The following is an 18,011-nucleotide window of genomic DNA, read 5'->3' on the forward strand; positions in this document are numbered from 1 at the left end:
GCCAGGCACGGCCGGGCTGCGCCTTCGCCGTGCCCTCGCGGGTGTCGTCGCCGCACCTGGCCACGCGGGTACGGGGCCGGGCCGCGCTTTCGCGCCCGCACGGGGGACAATCACCGGGTGGAAGCCATGCCCGTACCCGCCGCGCCGCCCCCGGCCCCCGCTCCGGTGCCCCGCGCCCGGCGGCTCCTCGCCCCGCTGGCCACGCTCGGCGCCGTCGCCGCCGCCTTCACCTACGTCGGCCTGGTCGACCCCAACGAGAGCGGCCACTACCCCGTCTGCCCGCTGCTCAGCATGACCGGCCTCTACTGCCCCGGCTGCGGCGGCCTGCGCAGCGCGCACGCCGTCGCGCACGGTGATCTCGCCGCCGCCCTCGGTGCCAACGCGCTCGCGGTCGTCGGCTACGGGATCTTCGCCGTGGTGTGGCTGATGTGGCTGATTCACGTCGTTCGCGGAACACGGCCGCGGGTCTCGGTGCCACCCTTCCTGGGATGGGCCGCCGGGGCGGTCATCCTGGCCTTCACCGTGGTACGGAACCTGCCTTTCGGCTCGTCGCTCGCCCCGTGAAGTCCCAGGTGGTGGGATGCTCGACCGGCGGATGCGGGCGCTCGGCCCACCTCCGGATACCATCGACATGGCTGATCCTGATCCATGGCCGAATTCGACACCGTTCCCGGAAGGGGGCCGCTCGCGTGAGTGTGCTCGACGAGATCATCGAAGGCGTACGCGCCGACCTCGCGGAGCGGCAGGCGCGCGTCGGGCTCGACGAGCTCAAGGAACGCGCGGCCAAGGCGCGTCCGGCCAAGGACGGCGTCGCCGCACTGCGCGGCGAGGGTGTCACGGTGATCTGCGAGGTCAAGCGCTCCAGCCCCTCCAAGGGCGCGCTGGCCGCGATCGCCGACCCCGCCGGACTGGCCGCCGACTACGAGGCGGGCGGCGCGGCCGTCATCTCCGTACTGACCGAGCAGCGCCGCTTCGGCGGCTCGCTGGCCGACCTCGAAGCCGTCCGGTCCAGGGTCGACATCCCCGTCCTGCGCAAGGACTTCATCGTCACGGCGTACCAGCTGTGGGAGGCGCGCGCCTACGGCGCCGACCTCGCCCTGCTGATCGTCTCCGCCCTGGAGCAGCCCGCGCTCGTCTCGCTCATCGAGCGCGCCGAGTCCATCGGACTCACCCCGATCGTCGAGGTGCACGACGAGGACGAGGTGGAACGCGCGGTCGACGCCGGGGCGAAGATCATCGGGGTCAACGCGCGTGACCTCAAGACGCTGAAGGTCGACCGCGGCACGTTCGAGCGGCTCGCCCCCGAGATCCCGGACGGCATCGTCAAGATCGCCGAGTCCGGTGTGCGCGGACCGCACGACCTCATCGCGTACGCCAACGCGGGCGCCGACTCGGTGCTCGTCGGCGAGTCCCTGGTCACCGGGCGCGACCCGAAGTCGGCCGTGGCCGACCTGGTCGCCGCAGGAGCCCACCCGGCGCTGCGGCACGGCCGGGGCTGACCCCCGATGCCCGTACCCGCCTCCGGAACCCTGGCCGCCGTGCGCGCGCCTCACGCGCCGCTGGCGCGCGGGTGCCGGCCGCGCGGCTGCCGGGCCCCGGCCCGGCGGGTGCACGGGCGGCGGGTGCGGTACGTGATCGGTGACGAACCCGGTCAGGTCAACGGCATGCGATGGCGCCGGGCCGCGCCCCGGCGAGGCCCTTCCGACCGCGACCACCGCGCGGCCGTCTGACCTTCGGAGTCAGGCGGGCGGCGTGATTCGCGCACGTCCGGAAGCCCGGTCACCACGACCCGTCCCCTTCGGGGACCGACTCGCTCATGGCGCATACGGTGCATCCACCCGTTGTTCCACGAGGAGATCATCCGTGACCACCCCTTCTGCTGTTCCTTCCGGGTTCTTCATTCCCGACCCCACCGGCCTGAGCCCGAACGCCGAGGGCTACTTCGGTGAGTTCGGCGGCAAGTTCATCCCCGAGGCGCTCGTCGCCGCCGTCGACGAGGTCGCCGTCGAGTACGAGAAGGCCAAGGGCGACCCCGCCTTCGCCGCCGAGCTGAACGACCTGATGGTCAACTACACCGGCCGCCCCAGCGCGCTCACCGAGGTCCCGCGGTTCGCCGAACAGGCGGGCGGCGCCCGGGTGTTCCTCAAGCGGGAGGACCTGAACCACACCGGGTCCCACAAGATCAACAACGTGCTCGGCCAGGCGCTGCTCACCAGGCGCATGGGCAAGACCCGCGTCATCGCCGAGACCGGCGCCGGACAGCACGGCGTCGCCACCGCGACCGCCTGCGCGCTGTTCGGACTCGAATGCACCATCTACATGGGAGAGATCGACACCGAGCGCCAGGCGCTCAACGTCGCCCGTATGCGGATGCTCGGCGCCGAGGTGGTGCCCGTCAGGTCCGGCAGCCGCACCCTGAAGGACGCCATCAACGAGGCGTTCCGCGACTGGGTCGCCAACGTGGACCGTACGCACTACCTGTTCGGCACCGTCGCCGGACCGCACCCCTTCCCCGCGATGGTGCGGGACTTCCACCGCGTCATCGGCGTCGAGGCGCGGCGGCAGATCCTGGATCGGGCGGGCCGGCTGCCCGACGCGGCCGTCGCCTGTGTAGGAGGCGGGTCCAACGCGATCGGCCTCTTCCACGCGTTCCTCGCCGACGACACCGTACGGCTGGTGGGCTGCGAGCCCGCGGGCCACGGCATCGAGACCGGCGAGCACGCGGCGACGCTGAGCGCGGGCGAGCCCGGCATCCTGCACGGTTCGCGGTCCTACGTCCTCCAGGACGAGGAGGGCCAGATCACCGAGCCGTACTCGATCTCCGCCGGACTCGACTACCCGGGCATCGGCCCCGAGCACGCGTATCTCAAGGACAGCGGGCGCGGCGAGTACCGGGCCGTGACCGACGACGACGCGATGAAGGCGCTGCTGCTGCTGTCCCGTACCGAGGGCGTCATTCCGGCCATCGAGAGCGCGCACGCGCTCGCCGGGGCGCTGGAGGTCGGCCGGGAGCTGGGGGCGGACGGTCTGATCGTCGTCAACCTCTCCGGGCGCGGCGACAAGGACATGGACACCGCTGCCCGCTACTTCGGGCTGTACGACGGGGAGAGCGCCAAGTGAGCGGCAACATCGAGCTGTTGAGCGACACCCTGGCCGGTGCCAAGCGCGAGGGGCGTGCCGCGCTCATCGCCTATCTGCCGGCCGGATTCCCGACGGTGGACGGCGGCATCGACGCCGTGAAGGCCGTCTTCGACGGCGGCGCCGACGTGGTCGAGGTCGGGCTGCCGCACAGTGACCCGGTGCTGGACGGCCCCGTCATCCAGACCGCCGACGACATCGCCCTCAAGGGCGGCGTGAAGATCGCGGACGTGATGCGCACGGTCCGCGAGGCGTACGCGGCCACCGGAAGGCCGGTGCTGGTCATGACGTACTGGAACCCGATCGACCGGTACGGCATCGAGCGGTTCACCGCCGAGCTGGCCGAGGCGGGCGGCGCCGGGTGCATCCTGCCCGACCTGCCCGTACAGGAGTCCGAGGTGTGGCGGCGGCACGCCGACAAGCACGGCCTCGCCACCGTCTTCGTGGTCGCGCCCAGCAGCAAGGACGACCGGCTCGCGAAGATCACCGCCGTGGGCTCCGGTTTCGTCTACGCCGCCTCCCTGATGGGAGTCACCGGCACCCGCCGCTCGGTGGGCGCGCAGGCCCAGGACCTGGTGCGACGCACCCGCGCCAGCACCGACATGCCGGTGTGCGTCGGGCTCGGGGTGTCCGACGCCACCCAGGCCGCCGAGGTCGCCGCGTTCGCCGACGGGGTCATCGTCGGCTCGGCCTTCGTCAAGCTGATGCTGGAGGCCCCCGACCGCGCGGCGGGACTGGTGGCGGTCCGCGCGCTCGCCGCCGATCTGGCCGAAGGCGTTCGCAAGCGCTGACGGGCGGGGTTCGTACGAGGCCCCCGAGGTCCCTCGTACGGGTGGACCTGGGACCGGGGAGGTGCGCACGCGCCTCCCCGGTTCGTTGCTGAGACGTGAGCGAGAAGAACCGTGAGGCAAAGAGGAGCGCCAGAGAGCGGCTCCAGGTGCAGCGTGAGCAGGAGAAGAGGCGAGAGCGGCGCAGGCGCACCCTGATCGTCTCGGCGGCGGTGGTGGGCGTGCTGGGCGTGGCGGCGGCGATCGGACTCGTCGCCACCAACGCGAACAAGGATAAGGGCGGCAGCGCGGCCGCGGGCCCCGTGCTGGCCCCGTCGGGCGCGCAGGGCAAGGACGAGCTGTCGATCCCGGTGGGCAAGGCCGACGCGCCGTCGACCCTCACCGTGTGGGAGGACTTCCGCTGCCCGGCCTGCGGCCAGTTCGAGAACGCGTTCAGGGACACGATCAAGGAGCTGGAGAGCGCGGGTCAGCTCAAGGTCGACTACCACCTCGCCACGATCATCGACGGCAACATGGGAGGCAGTGGCTCGCTGCGCGCCGCCAACGCGGCGGCGTGCGCCCAGGACGTCGGGAAGTTCGCGCCGTACCACGACACCCTGTTCCAGAATCAGCCGCCGGAGCCGGACGACGCCTTCGCCGACAACGCGCGGCTGCTGGACCTGGCGGGCAAGGTCGACGGCCTGGAGTCGGCCCCCGGCTTCCGCCAGTGCGTGGAGGACGGCAAGCACGACAAATGGGTGACGAATTCGAACACCGCGTTCCAGAAGGGCGGCTTCAGCGGCACGCCGACCGTTCTGCTCAATGGTGAATCCGTCTTCCCCAAGAAGGGCGGCGAGGACATCACTCCGGCCAACTTCAAGCGGTGGGTCACGGAGGCCAACAAGGGCAAGCAGCCGGGCACCGCACCGGCGACCCCGCCGGACACCGGCGCTTCGCCCTCCTGAACCGGCGAGCCGCGCGGCGCCCTTTTCGCGCGGGCTCGTTATCCAGACGTTGCCGGGCGGGTTGCCGCAGGCCCCGCCCGGCACGGTAGCGTCGGAACCGCCATGGACCTTGCCTATATCCCCAGTCCGTCGAGCGGCGTGATCCATCTCGGACCACTCCCGCTGCGCGGCTATGCGTTCTGCATCATTCTCGGTGTCTTCGTCGCCGTCTGGTACGGCAACAAGCGCTGGATCGCCCGCGGCGGCAAAGCCGGCACCGTGGCCGACATCTCCGTATGGGCCGTGCCCTTCGGACTTGTCGGCGGCCGGCTCTACCACGTGATCACCGACTACCAGCTGTATTTCAGCGACGGTAAGAACTGGGTCGACGCCTTCAAGATCTGGGAGGGCGGCCTCGGGATCTGGGGCGCGATCGCCTTCGGCGCCGTCGGCGCGTGGATCGCCTGCCGCCGCCGGGGCATCCCGCTGCCGGCGTACGCGGACGCCATCGCACCCGCGATCGTGATCGCCCAGGGCATCGGCCGCTGGGGCAACTGGTTCAACCAGGAGCTGTACGGCAAAGCCACCGATGTGCCGTGGGCGCTGAAGATCAGCGACGGGGTGAACCGCGACAGCGGCCTCTACCACCCGACGTTCCTCTACGAGTCGCTGTGGTGCGTCGGTGTCGCGCTGCTGGTGGTCTGGGCCGACCGCCGCTTCAAGCTCGGCCACGGGCGGGCGTTCGCCCTCTACGTCGCCGCCTACTGTGTGGGCCGCGCCTGGATCGAGTACCTGCGCGTCGACGAGGCGCACCTGGTGCTGGGGCTGCGCCTCAACGTATGGACCGCGATCCTCGTCTTCGTGCTGGCGGTGGTGTACATCGTGGTCTCGGCGCGGATCAGGCCGGGGCGCGAGGAGATCGTCGAGCCGGACCGGGAGACGCTCGGCAAGGACGGCAAGGACGGCAAGGACGGCAAGACCGACGACGATGCCGCGGGTACGTCGAAGGTCAAGATCAAGAAGGCCGACGACACGAAGAGTGCCGGGGCGAAGGACGACGCCTCCGACGCGGAAGCGGAATCGGAAGTCGAAACCGAAGCCGAAGGCAGTGCGGACGCCGCGGCGGCGAAGAACGCCTGACGCCGCGCCAGGAACAACGCGCAAGGGCCGCCGGACCTCATCAGAGGTCCGGCGGCCCTTGCGCGTGCCCGGTGCCATGGGCGGGGTTGCGCGGCTCGGGGGCCGCGCTCGTCCTCAAGCGCCGGACGGGGTGCTTCTCACCCCCGGGCCGCCAGGAAGAGCGTGCGGTGGGCCGCCGCCACGATCGCCGCGTCCACGAAACGTCCGTCCGGCAGTGCCAGCGCGCCCGAGTCCGCCGTCGAGCCTTCGATACGGCCCCAGCGGCGGCGGATCTCGGAGGGGCGCGTGTTCTCGGCGGGGCGCCGAGCGCGTCGCCGACGGCGAGGCCGAGCAGCGCGCAGCGCGCCCGTCCCCGCAGATCGGCGCCGTCTGCGCCATGGACCAGGGCCGAACCGGGACCAACGCCGGGACCGCGGACAGGACCTAGGGTCTTTCACGCGCATCGGGCCCGGAGAGGGCCCGGTTTCCCTCATACGTCCCACACCGTGTCCCGGAGGAGTCCGGCGAGCGCCGCTGTCACCCGGCTGGTGTGCTCCGGCAGACCCTGCCGGGGCCTGCCAGACCCCGGTAAGCATGGCCTTCCTTGCTGGCGAGTGCTGTGTTTCGTGCGTACTTTCGAACCCGTGGCGGGGTGTCCCGCCATCGAACGAAAACAGCGGGACCAGCAGAACCTGCGGGACCAGCGGGAAGGGGACAGCCGTGTCCGTCATGGACAACGAGGCGCCGCTCCACGGAGCACACCGGGACAATCACACGCACCGTGATGTGAACGGCGGCTGGCTGCGCCCCGCGGTGTTCGGCGCGATGGACGGGCTTGTCTCGAACCTGGCCCTGATGACCGGCGTGGCGGGCGGCGCCGTCGACCGGCACACCCTCGTGATCACCGGACTCGCGGGCCTGGCGGCCGGTGCCTTCTCGATGGCGGCGGGGGAGTACACCTCCGTGGCGTCCCAGCGCGAGCTGGTCCTGGCGGAGCTGGATGTGGAGCGGCGGGAGCTGCGTAAGTTCCCCAAGGACGAGATGGCGGAGCTGGCCGCGCTGTACGTGTCACGCGGTGTCGATCACGAGCTGGCGCGCGAGGTCGCGGAGCAGCTTTCGAAGGACCCGGAGCAGGCGCTGGAGATCCACGCGCGTGAGGAGCTGGGGGTCGACCCGGACGATCTGCCGTCGCCGACGGTCGCGGCCGTGTCGTCGTTCGGTTCCTTCGCGCTGGGCGCGCTGCTGCCCGTCCTGCCGTATCTGATCGGCGCCACGGTGCTGTGGCCGGCCGTGCTGGTGGCGCTGGTCGGTCTCTTCGCCTGCGGCGCGCTGGTGGCGCGGGTGACGGCGCGGAGCTGGTGGTACAGCGGCCTGCGCCAGCTACTGCTGGGCGGCACGGCGGCGGCGCTCACGTACGGCCTGGGCACGCTCTTCGGCGCGGCGGTCTAGGTCCTGTCCGCCGGACAGGGCTCACCGGATCCGTCCGGTGAGCCGGTTCGTCCTCGATCGCAGGGCGGGCCGAATTGGTTCCGGTCGCCGGACGGGCCGGATATCCGGCCCGTCCGGCGACCGGATCGCCCCACGCGCGACATATTGCGCGGTCGGGGCGGTGCCGTCACTCTGTGGTGACGAATATCCCTAGCCCGTCCTTCGGCGGTTCCCCCACCCGGGTGCGACACTATGCGTGGCGCCACATATCTAGCCGTTACCCGGTTGTTTCGAACGCTTGAACTCCGGGCATGAGCCGTAGGCGCCGCGGGCAATGAAGCCCGCTCCGCCGTGATCCGGTGTCCGGCGTTCCGTTCACCTCTGATCACCTCTGCCCCACCTTCGCCGCGCCACGAGTGGCGTCCACATGTTGGAATGAGCTATCCGCTTTCTGAGCAGCCGACCCATCATGTAACCTGCACGAAATTTTGCCCAGGGCCAACGTCGTCCCTCGGTTTATCGCAAATGCCACGACGACGACGGGAGAGCCGATGCGTTTCGACGCCTGGTCGCCCATGGATGGCCGCCCTGCCGCGCAGGGTATGTATGACCCCCGTAACGAGCACGACGCCTGTGGTGTCGGGTTCGTGGCCACCCTGACCGGTGTGCCCGGCCACGAGATGGTCGAGCAGGCGCTGACCGTACTGCGCAATCTCGAACACCGCGGCGCCACCGGCTCCGAGCCCGACTCGGGTGACGGCGCGGGCATCCTGCTCCAGATCCCGGACGCCTTCCTGCGCGAGGTCGCCGGGTTCGAGCTGCCCGAGGCCGGTTCGTACGCCGTCGGAATCGCCTTCCTGCCCGCCGAGAACACGGACGAAGCCGTCTCGCGGATCGAGACGATCGCCGCCGAGGAAGGCATCGACGTCCTCGGCTGGCGCGAGGTGCCCGTCGCCCCCCAGCTGCTCGGTGCCATCGCGCGCTCCACGATGCCGGTCTTCCGCCAGCTCTTCGTCGCCGCCGGTACGCGCACGGGCATCGCCCTCGACCGCAAGGCGTTCGTCCTGCGCAAGCGCGCCGAGCGCGAGGCCGGGATCTACTTCCCCTCGCTCTCCGCCCGCACGATCGTCTACAAGGGCATGCTGACCACCGGCCAGCTGGAGCCCTTCTTCCCCGACCTCTCCGACCGCCGCTTCGCCACCGCCGTCGCCGTCGTGCACTCGCGCTTCTCCACCAACACCTTCCCGAGCTGGCCGCTCGCGCACCCCTACCGCTTCGTCGCGCACAACGGCGAGATCAACACGGTCAAGGGCAACCGCAACTGGATGAAGGCCCGCGAGTCCCTGCTGGCGTCCGACGTGTTCGGTGACGACCCCGGGACGCTGGAGCGGACTTTCCCGGTCTGCACCCCCGACGCCTCCGACTCCGCGTCCTTCGACGAGGTTCTGGAACTGCTCCACCTCGGCGGCCGGTCGCTGCCGCACTCCGTGCTGATGATGGTCCCCGAGGCGTGGGAGAACCACGACTCCATGGACCCCGCCCGGCGCGCCTTCTACCAGTACCACTCCACGATGATGGAGCCCTGGGACGGCCCCGCCTGCGTCACCTTCACCGACGGCGTGCAGGTCGGCGCGGTCCTCGACCGCAACGGACTACGCCCCGGCCGCTACTGGGTCACCGACGACGGCCTCGTCGTGCTCTCCTCCGAGGTCGGCGTCCTCGACATCGACCCCGCGAAGGTCGTCCGCAAGGGCCGCCTCCAGCCCGGCCGGATGTTCCTCGTCGACACCGCCGAGCACCGCATCATCGAGGACGACGAGATCAAGGCGGCGCTCGCCGCCGAGAACCCGTACCAGGAATGGCTCGAAGCCGGCGAGATCGAGCTGGAGGACCTGCCCGAGCGCGAGCACATCGTGCACACGCACGCCTCCGTCACCCGCCGCCAGCAGACCTTCGGCTACACCGAGGAAGAGCTGCGGATCATCCTCGCCCCGATGGCCCGCACCGCCGGCGAACCGCTCGGCTCCATGGGCACCGACAGCCCGATCGCCGCGCTCTCCGCCCGCCCCCGGCTGCTGTTCGACTACTTCACCCAGCTGTTCGCGCAGGTCACCAACCCGCCGCTGGACGCCATCCGCGAGGAACTGGTCACCTCGCTGCGCTCCACCCTCGGCCCCCAGGGCAACCTCCTGGACCCGACAGCGGCGGCCTGCCGCGGTGTCACGCTGCCCTTCCCGGTCATCGACAACGACGAGCTGGCCAAGCTCATACACGTCAACGCCGACGGCGACATGCCGGGCATGACCGCCGCCACGCTCTCCGGCCTCTACCGGGTCGGCGGCGGCGGCGAGGCCCTGGCCGCCCGTATCGAGGAGATCCGCGCCGAGACCGACGCCGCCATCGAAGGCGGCGCGCGGATGATCGTGCTCTCCGACCGGCACTCCGACGCCGAGCACGCGCCCATCCCGTCCCTGCTGCTCACCGCGGCCGTGCACCACCACCTCATCCGCACCAAGCAGCGCACCCAGGTGGGGCTGCTGGTCGAGGCCGGCGACGTACGCGAGGTGCACCATGTCGCGCTGCTCATCGGCTACGGCGCCGCCGCCGTCAACCCGTACCTCGCGATGGAGTCCGTCGAGGACCTGGTCCGCGCCGGCACCTTCATCGAGGGCCTGGAGCCCGAGCACGCCATCCGCAATCTGATCCACGCGCTCGGCAAGGGCGTCCTGAAGGTCATGTCCAAGATGGGCATCTCCACCGTCGCCTCCTACCGGGGCGCGCAGGTCTTCGAGGCCGTCGGTCTCGACGACGCCTTCGTGGCGAAGTACTTCAGCGGTACGGCGACCAAGATCGGCGGCGCCGGTCTCGACGTCGTCGCCAAGGAGGTCGCCGCCCGCCACGCCAAGGCCTACCCGGCCTCCGGCATCTCCGCGTCGCACCGCGCGCTGGACATCGGCGGCGAGTACCAGTGGCGCCGCGAGGGCGAGCCGCACCTCTTCGACCCGGACACGGTCTTCCGCCTCCAGCACGCGACCCGCAACCGCCGCTACGACATCTTCAAGCAGTACACGGACCGGGTGAACGAGCAGTCCGAGCGCCTGATGACGCTGCGCGGACTGTTCACCCTCGACTCCGGCCGCGCGCCCGTCGCCCTGGACGAGGTCGAGCCCGTCTCCGAGATCGTCAGGCGCTTCTCCACCGGCGCCATGTCGTACGGCTCCATCTCCGGCGAGGCGCACGAGACCCTCGCCATCGCGATGAACCAGCTCGGCGGCAAGTCCAACACCGGCGAGGGCGGTGAGGACGCCGACCGGCTGTACGACCCGGCCCGCCGCTCCTCCATCAAGCAGGTCGCCTCCGGCCGCTTCGGCGTCACCAGCGAGTACCTCGTCAACGCCGACGACATCCAGATCAAGATGGCCCAGGGCGCCAAGCCCGGCGAGGGCGGCCAGCTGCCCGGCCACAAGGTCTACCCGTGGGTCGCCAAGACCCGGCACTCCACGCCCGGCGTCGGCCTCATCTCGCCGCCGCCGCACCACGACATCTACTCCATCGAAGACCTCGCCCAGCTGATCCACGACCTCAAGAACGCCAACCCGGCCGCCCGCATCCACGTGAAGCTGGTCTCCGAGGTCGGCGTCGGCACGGTCGCGGCCGGTGTCTCCAAGGCACACGCCGACGTGGTCCTGATCTCCGGACACGACGGCGGTACGGGCGCGTCCCCGCTCACCTCGCTCAAGCACGCGGGCGGCCCCTGGGAGCTGGGCCTCGCCGAGACCCAGCAGACCCTGCTGCTCAACGGGCTGCGCGACCGCATCGTCGTGCAGACCGACGGCCAGCTCAAGACCGGCCGCGACGTCGTCGTCGCCGCGCTGCTGGGCGCCGAGGAGTTCGGCTTCGCCACCGCGCCGCTCGTCGTCTCCGGCTGCGTCATGATGCGCGTCTGCCACCTCGACACCTGCCCGGTGGGCATCGCCACCCAGAACCCGGTGCTGCGCGAGCGGTTCTCTGGCAAGGCCGAATACATCGTCAACTTCTTCGAGTTCATCGCCGAGGAAGTCCGCGAACTCCTCGCCGAGTTGGGCTTCCGCACCCTCGAAGAGGCCGTCGGCCACGCAGAGTTCCTGAACACCGAGCGGGCCGTGAACCACTGGAAGGCCCAGGGCCTGGACCTCCAGCCGCTCTTCCACGTGCCGGACCTGCCCGACGGCGCCGTACGCCACCGGATCGTCGAGCAGGACCACGGCCTGGCCAAGGCGCTCGACAACCAGCTGATCAAGCTCGCCGCCGACGCGCTCGGTGCCGAGAGCGCCGCGGCCGCCCAGCCGGTCCGCGCGCAGATCGCGATCCGCAACATCAACCGCACCGTCGGCACGATGCTCGGCCACGAGGTGACCAAGAAGTTCGGTGGCGCGGGCCTGCCCGACGACACCGTCGACATCACCTTCACCGGCTCCGCCGGCCAGTCCTTCGGCGCCTTCCTGCCCAGCGGCGTCACGCTGCGCCTGGAGGGCGACGCCAACGACTACGTCGGCAAGGGCCTCTCCGGCGGCCGGGTCGTCGTCCGCCCCGACCGGGGCGCCGACCACCTCGCCGAGTACTCGACCATCGCGGGCAACACCATCGCGTACGGCGCGACCGGCGGCGAGCTGTTCCTGCGCGGCCGCACCGGCGAGCGCTTCTGCGTCCGCAACTCCGGCGCCACGGTGGTCGCCGAGGGCGTCGGCGACCACGGCTGCGAGTACATGACCGGCGGCCACGCCGTCGTCCTGGGCGAGACGGGACGCAACTTCGCGGCCGGCATGTCCGGCGGGATCGCGTACGTCATCGACCTCGACCCGGACAACGTCAACGCCGGCAACCTCGGCGCGGTCGAGACCGGCCTCCGCGCCACCGACAGGCAGTGGCTGCACGACGTCGTGCGCCGCCACCACCAGGAGACCGGCTCCACCGTCGCCGAGAAGCTGCTGACCGACTGGGACACCTCCGTGGCCCGCTTCAGCAAGATCATTCCTTCCACCTACAAGGCAGTGCTCGCCGCCAAGGACGCCGCTGAGCTCGCCGGTCTCTCCGAGCAGGAGACCACCGAGAAGATGATGGAGGCGGCGACCAATGGCTGACCCCAAGGGCTTCCTGACCACCGGCCGCGAAGTGGCCGAGTCCCGCCCCGTGGAGGAGCGCACGAAGGACTGGAACGAGGTCTACGTTCCGGGCTCGCTGCTCCCGATCATCAGCAAGCAGGCCGGGCGCTGCATGGACTGCGGCATCCCCTTCTGCCACAACGGCTGTCCGCTCGGCAATCTCATCCCCGAGTGGAACGACTACGCCTACCGCGAGGACTGGACGGCGGCGAGCGAACGCCTGCACGCCACCAACAACTTCCCGGAGTTCACCGGCCGGCTCTGCCCCGCGCCGTGCGAGTCCGCGTGCGTGCTGGCCATCAACCAGCCCGCCGTCACGATCAAGAACGTCGAGGTCTCCATCATCGACAAGGCGTGGGACAACGGCGACGTCGTCCCGCGCCCCCCGGAGCGGCTGTCCGGCAAGACCGTCGCCGTCATCGGCTCGGGACCCGCGGGACTGGCCGCGGCCCAGCAGCTCACCCGGGCCGGCCACACGGTCGCCGTGTACGAGCGCGCCGACCGCATCGGCGGCCTGCTGCGCTACGGCATCCCCGAGTTCAAGATGGAGAAGTCCCACATCAACCGCCGTATCGAGCAGATGCGCGCGGAGGGCACCAAGTTCCGTACGGAGACGGAGATCGGCCGCGACGTCGACGCGGCGAAGCTCCGCAGGCGCTACGACGCCGTGGTCATCGCCGCCGGTGCCACCGTCTCGCGCGACCTGCCGGTGCCCGGCCGTGAACTCAAGGGCATCCACTACGCGATGGAGTACCTGCCGCTCGCCAACAAGGTCCAGGAGGGCGACCTGACGGTCTCCCCGATCACCGCCGAGGGCAAGCACGTCGTGGTCATCGGCGGCGGCGACACCGGCGCGGACTGCGTCGGTACGGCGCACCGCCAGGGCGCGGCCTCCGTGACCCAGCTGGAGATCATGCCCCGGCCGGGCGAGGACCGGGCTCCGAACCAGCCGTGGCCGACCTTCCCGATGCTCTACAAGGTCACCTCCGCGCACGAGGAGGGCGGCGAGCGGATCTACTCCGTCTCCACCACCCACTTCGAGGGCGACGAGGACGGCAACGTCCGGTCGCTGCACCTCACCGAGGTCGAGTTCGCGGACGGCCGTCCGGTGCCGAAGCCGGGCACCGAGCGGACGATCCCCGCCCAACTGGTCACCCTGGCGATGGGCTTCACCGGCACCGACCAGGAGAACGGCCTGGTCGACCAGTTCGGCCTGGAACTGGACGCACGCGGGAACATCGCACGGGACGCCGAGTACGCGACCAACGTCGACGGCGTGTACGTTGCCGGTGACGCGGGCCGTGGTCAGTCCCTGATCGTGTGGGCGATCGCCGAGGGCCGCTCGGCGGCGCGCGGCGTCGACCGCTATCTGACCGGGGCGAGCGATCTGCACGCCCCGATCCGTCCGACGGACCGCTCACTCACGGTCTGACGGCCAACACACGTCCCGTACAACGGCGTACGGGCGCGACGGCCCGGGGGACGTCCCCTGGACCCTCCGCAAGACACGGCGCCCGCCAGTCCCCGACCGGACTTCGGCGGGCGCCGTGGCATGTGCTGCCGGGGCTGTGTAGCCTCGACGCACCCCCCGCGCTCCGTCGAGTGAACGGCACCACTCATGAGCACAGCGCCCCTCGCGGCAGGCCCGGCGATCAGCCTCGTCAAGATCACGGAGACCGCGCCCGCGCTCGTCGAGCACTACCGGGCGGCGGGCGTGTCACTGCGCAAGCACGGTATGAGCGGTCAGCGGGCCGCCGTCTACCTGGTCCTGGACTACTCGGGATCGATGCGCGAGTACTACCAGGACGGCAGCGTGCAGGCGTTCGCCGACCGGGTGCTCGGCCTCTCGGCGAATCTGGACGACGACGGCGTCGTCCCCGTCGTGTTCTTCTCCACGGACATCGACGCCGAGACGGACATCGCACTCGCCGACCACCACGGCCGTATCGACCGGATCGTGGCCGGGCTCGGGCACATGGGCAGGACCAGCTACCACCTCGCCATGGACGCGGTGATCGACCACTATCTGGACAGCGGGTCCACCGCGCCCGCCCTGGTGGTCTTCCAGACCGACGGCGGGCCGATCAACAAACTCGCCGCCGAGCGGTATCTCTGCAAGGCGGCCGAACTCCCGCTGTTCTGGCAGTTCGTCGGCTTCGGCAACAAGCGCAGCTCGCAGTTCAACTTCCTTGCGAAACTTGACGAGTTGGCCGTCCCGCAGAAGCGGGCGGTCGACAACGCGGGCTTCTTCCACGCCGGCCTCGACCCGCGCGAGGTACCGGACGACATCCTGTACGACCGGCTCGTAGCGGAATTCCCGCATTGGCTCGGCGCGGCCCGCGCACGGGGCATCGTGCCCGGCTGACCCGCCCTGACCGGCCACGACGCCCGCCCGGCGGGTCCGGGCGGGTCGGATCCGCGTACGCCCCGAGGGCGTGCTAGGCTGACTCCGTTGCAGTTTTGGTACCCATGAACTTTATGTGCGCCTGACGGGAATGTTCCTCAGGCGCATTTTATTGTTTTCGCCGGCTTCTCCGGATGGGGCTCAATGCGGCGACGAGGAATCCGTGAAGTGCGGATTCGTCTCTGCACCTGTTTTAGGAGAATGACATGGCTACTGGAACCGTGAAGTGGTTCAACTCGGAAAAGGGCTTCGGCTTCATCGAGCAGGACGGCGGCGGCGCCGACGTCTTCGCCCACTACTCGAACATCGCCACCCAGGGCTTCCGTGAGCTCCAGGAGGGCCAGAAGGTCTCGTTCGACGTCACGCAGGGCCAGAAGGGCCCGCAGGCGGAGAACATCGTCCCGGCCTAGTTTCCGGACGCGTACCTCGCAGCCGGGGCCCGCACCTGCACGGTGCGGGTCCCGGCTTGTGCTGTCCACAGGTTAGGGAAGGTGCTTTACCGAATGACTCGCTCCGAACGCCCGGCCCGCGCACCCCGCCCGGCCGGCAAGCGCCCGGTCAGCTCCCGCGCCAAGAGCCCCGCGAAAGGCTCGGCGAAGGCGCCGGCCCGCCGCGTCGCGCGCCCGCAGGAGTTCACGCTGCCGGAATCCATCACCCCCGCGCTGCCCGCCGTCGAGGCGTTCGAAGAGCTCGACATGCCCGCGGCCCTGCTCAAGACCCTCACCTCCCTGGGGGTGACCGAGCCCTTCCCGATCCAGGGCGCCACCCTCCCGAACTCCCTCGCGGGCCGCGACATCCTCGGCCGGGGCCGTACCGGATCCGGCAAGACCCTCGCCTTCGGCCTCGCGCTGCTGGCCCGCCTGGCCGGCCGCCGCGCCGAGCCCCGCGCGCCGTACGCGATGGTGCTGGTGCCCACGCGCGAGCTGGCCCAGCAGGTCACCGACGCACTCACCCCGTACGCCACCGCCGTGAACCTGCGCATGGCCACCGTCGTCGGCGGCCTGTCGATCAGCAAGCAGGCCGGGCAGCTGCGGCGCGGCGCCGAAGTGCTCGTGGCGACGCCCGGCCGGCTCAAGGACCTCATCGAGCGCGGCGACTGCCGGCTGGACCAGGTCACCATCACCGTCCTCGACGAGGCCGACCAGATGGCCGACATGGGCTTCATGCCGCAGGTCACCGCCCTGCTCAAGCAGGTGCGGCCGGACGGGCAGCGGATGCTGTTCTCGGCGACGCTCGACAAGAACATCGACCGGCTCGTACGGCAGTACCTGACCGACCCCGTCGTGCACTCCGTCGACCCCTCCCAGGGCGCGGTCACCACGATGGAGCACCACGTCCTGTACGTCATGGACGAGACCGACAAGAAGGCCGTCACGATGCGCATCGCGGCCCGCGAGGGCCGGGTGCTGCTGTTCCTGGACACCAAGCGGGCGGTGGACCGGCTGGTCAAGCGGCTGCTGGCCAGCGGCGTACGGGCCTCCGGCCTGCACGGCGGGCGGTCCCAGCCGCAGCGCAACCGCACGCTGGACCAGTTCAAGACCGGGCAGGTCACCGCGCTCGTCGCGACGAACGTCGCGGCCCGCGGCATCCATGTCGACGATCTCGACCTGGTCGTCAACGTCGACCCGCCCGTCGACCACAAGGACTATCTGCACCGCGGCGGACGCACCGCGCGGGCCGGGGAGTCCGGCAGCGTCGTGACGCTCGTCCTGCCCGAGCAGAAGCGGGACATGACACGGCTGATGTCGGACGCGGGCATCGCCCCCCGGTCCGCCAGCGTCAAGTCGACCGACGAGGAACTGGCGCGGCTCACCGGCGCGCGGGAGCCCTCCGGGGTCGCGATCACCATCGAGGTGCCGCAGGCCGCCGTGCAGAAGCCGCAGAAGGCACGCGCCTCGCGGCCGGCGCGGCGCGGCAACGGCGCGGGTTCGGGTGGCGGCGCGGGTGGCGGGGCCGCCCGGCTGGGCGCGGCCGGCGGCTCCGGGCGTGGCAGCCGCGGTGGCCGTCGGGGCCGCCCGCCGGAGCGCGGCGCCGAGGGCGGACGCCGCACCGCCGCGTAAACCCTGTCCGGGTGTGTGGCCGGGTTGCGCGGCTCGTGGGCCGCGCAACCCGTAGGGCCGCTCTGCCCTCGTGGGCAAACCGGCCGCCACGGGCGGATGTCGTGCCCGTACCGTTCGGTCAACTTCCCGAAAACTCCACGGAGTTGGCATTGACGTGCTCACGTCTACGCGCGTCATCATGGTGGGCATGCGAATCCCCCCACGAATCGCCCTCATCGGCGGCGCAGCCGCTCTCCTGTCCACCCTCCTCGTCGGCGGCACGGTCGCGACCACGGCCACCGCCGCCCCGCTCGCGGTCGGCGACATCTGCTACTCGGACCTGCCGTCCCAGGCGCACGACACGCTCGACCTGATCGACGCGGGCGGGCCCTACCCGTATCCGCAGGACGGCGGGGTCTTCCAGAACCGCGAAGGCATCCTGCCGCAGCAGTCCACCGGCCACTACCACGAGTACACCGTCGAGACGCCGGGCTCTCCCGACCGCGGCGCGCGCCGCATCGTGACCGGCAACACGCAGCAGGACTACTACACCGCCGACCACTACGCGTCCTTCGACCTCGTCGACCACGGCTGCTGATCCCGCACCGCCCGCACGACGGCTGAAAGGTAGCCTCCGCCCCATGACTGCGACGTATGTGATCCCCGGGGCGGAGGTCACCGGCCTGGAGCGTTTCTGGCAGGTGATGGGCGAGGCCGTGAACGGCCCGGACGGCTACTTCGGCCGTAACCTCGACGCGTTCGCCGACTGTCTCGGCGGCGGCTTCGGAACCCCCGACGACGGGGACTTCGTCATCGAATGGCGCGACCACGAACTCTCGCGCCGCGCGCTCGGCCACCAGGAGACGGCACGGCAGCTGAGGCTTCGGCTGACGCGGGTGCCGGCGGTCAACAGGGGCCTGGTCCAACGGCAGTTGGACGAGGCGGAGGCCGGCCGGGGCAGCACCGTCTTCGACTGGCTCACCCAGATCATCGACGAACGCGCCCCCGGCACCCTGCGGCTGCTGTGACCC

At 70.8% G+C, this 18,011-nt stretch carries 15 protein-coding genes and 2 pseudogenes; 15 read left to right on the forward strand and 2 right to left on the reverse strand.

What is annotated here, in order from left to right; all coding sequences use genetic code 11:
- Positions 1–126 precede the first annotated feature (126 nt).
- From OG700_RS30360 to lgt, 7 genes are all read left to right on the forward strand, one after another.
- Entirely contained in the window at positions 127–564 is a 438-nt protein-coding gene (locus OG700_RS30360) for a DUF2752 domain-containing protein (protein WP_405622083.1), read from the forward strand.
- 125 nt (positions 565–689) lie between these two features.
- On the forward strand, positions 690–1,499 hold the full coding sequence (gene trpC / locus OG700_RS30365; RefSeq protein WP_405619119.1) for an indole-3-glycerol phosphate synthase TrpC: 810 nt from the start codon (positions 690–692) through the stop codon (positions 1,497–1,499).
- A gap of 6 nt (positions 1,500–1,505) precedes the next feature.
- On the forward strand, positions 1,506–1,730 hold the full coding sequence (trpM, locus tag OG700_RS30370; protein WP_405619121.1) for a tryptophan biosynthesis modulator TrpM: 225 nt from the start codon (positions 1,506–1,508) through the stop codon (positions 1,728–1,730).
- Positions 1,731–1,863: 133 nt separating this feature from the next.
- Complete coding sequence (gene trpB / locus OG700_RS30375; protein WP_405619123.1) at positions 1,864–3,120, forward strand: tryptophan synthase subunit beta; 1,257 nt, start codon at positions 1,864–1,866, stop codon at positions 3,118–3,120.
- On the forward strand, positions 3,117–3,929 hold the full coding sequence (gene trpA / locus OG700_RS30380; protein ID WP_405619125.1) for a tryptophan synthase subunit alpha: 813 nt from the start codon (positions 3,117–3,119) through the stop codon (positions 3,927–3,929). Before trpB ends, trpA begins: the two co-directional genes overlap by 4 nt.
- A gap of 95 nt (positions 3,930–4,024) precedes the next feature.
- Positions 4,025–4,870, forward strand: coding sequence for a thioredoxin domain-containing protein (locus OG700_RS30385; RefSeq protein WP_405619127.1), 846 nt, complete (start codon positions 4,025–4,027; stop codon positions 4,868–4,870).
- Between the two features lie 102 nt (positions 4,871–4,972).
- Positions 4,973–5,989 carry a prolipoprotein diacylglyceryl transferase gene (gene lgt, locus OG700_RS30390; protein WP_405619129.1) on the forward strand — a complete coding sequence of 339 codons (1,017 nt, stop codon included), beginning with the start codon at positions 4,973–4,975 and terminating at the stop codon, positions 5,987–5,989.
- Positions 5,990–6,126: 137 nt separating this feature from the next.
- Here the strand turns inward: lgt and OG700_RS30395 are convergent.
- Positions 6,127–6,222, reverse strand: a pseudogene (locus OG700_RS30395) (CoA ester lyase); the annotation flags it as partial.
- Positions 6,211–6,374 (reverse strand): annotated as a pseudogene (locus OG700_RS30400) (ADP-ribosylglycohydrolase family protein); the annotation flags it as partial. The pseudogenes OG700_RS30400 and OG700_RS30395, both read right to left, overlap by 12 nt.
- 323 nt (positions 6,375–6,697) lie before the next feature.
- Between OG700_RS30400 and OG700_RS30405 the strand changes: the two are divergent.
- From OG700_RS30405 to OG700_RS30440, 8 genes are all read left to right on the forward strand, one after another.
- Complete coding sequence (locus OG700_RS30405; RefSeq protein WP_405622085.1) at positions 6,698–7,417, forward strand: VIT1/CCC1 transporter family protein; 720 nt, start codon at positions 6,698–6,700, stop codon at positions 7,415–7,417.
- A gap of 530 nt (positions 7,418–7,947) precedes the next feature.
- Complete coding sequence (gltB, locus tag OG700_RS30410) at positions 7,948–12,516, forward strand: glutamate synthase large subunit (protein ID WP_405619131.1); 4,569 nt, start codon at positions 7,948–7,950, stop codon at positions 12,514–12,516.
- A complete protein-coding gene (locus tag OG700_RS30415; protein WP_405619133.1) occupies positions 12,509–13,969 on the forward strand; it encodes a glutamate synthase subunit beta in 1,461 nt (486 codons plus the stop codon). Before gltB ends, OG700_RS30415 begins: the two co-directional genes overlap by 8 nt.
- Before the next feature lie 186 nt (positions 13,970–14,155).
- A complete protein-coding gene (locus OG700_RS30420) occupies positions 14,156–14,902 on the forward strand; it encodes a VWA domain-containing protein (protein WP_405619135.1) in 747 nt (248 codons plus the stop codon).
- A gap of 245 nt (positions 14,903–15,147) precedes the next feature.
- Positions 15,148–15,351: a cold-shock protein gene (locus OG700_RS30425; RefSeq protein ID WP_015607926.1), complete on the forward strand. Its 204-nt coding sequence runs from the start codon at positions 15,148–15,150 to the stop codon at positions 15,349–15,351.
- A gap of 93 nt (positions 15,352–15,444) precedes the next feature.
- Positions 15,445–17,001 carry a DEAD/DEAH box helicase gene (locus OG700_RS30430; protein ID WP_405619137.1) on the forward strand — a complete coding sequence of 519 codons (1,557 nt, stop codon included), beginning with the start codon at positions 15,445–15,447 and terminating at the stop codon, positions 16,999–17,001.
- A 187-nt stretch (positions 17,002–17,188) separates the two neighbouring features.
- A complete protein-coding gene (locus tag OG700_RS30435) occupies positions 17,189–17,578 on the forward strand; it encodes a ribonuclease domain-containing protein (protein ID WP_405619139.1) in 390 nt (129 codons plus the stop codon).
- 43 nt (positions 17,579–17,621) lie between these two features.
- Positions 17,622–18,008, forward strand: a complete 387-nt coding sequence (locus OG700_RS30440) for a barstar family protein (protein WP_405619141.1) — start codon at positions 17,622–17,624, stop codon at positions 18,006–18,008.
- Positions 18,009–18,011 lie beyond the last annotated feature (3 nt).

Source organism: Streptomyces sp. NBC_01508 (assembly GCF_045040315.1).
Classification (GTDB): Bacteria; Actinomycetota; Actinomycetes; order Streptomycetales; family Streptomycetaceae; genus Streptomyces.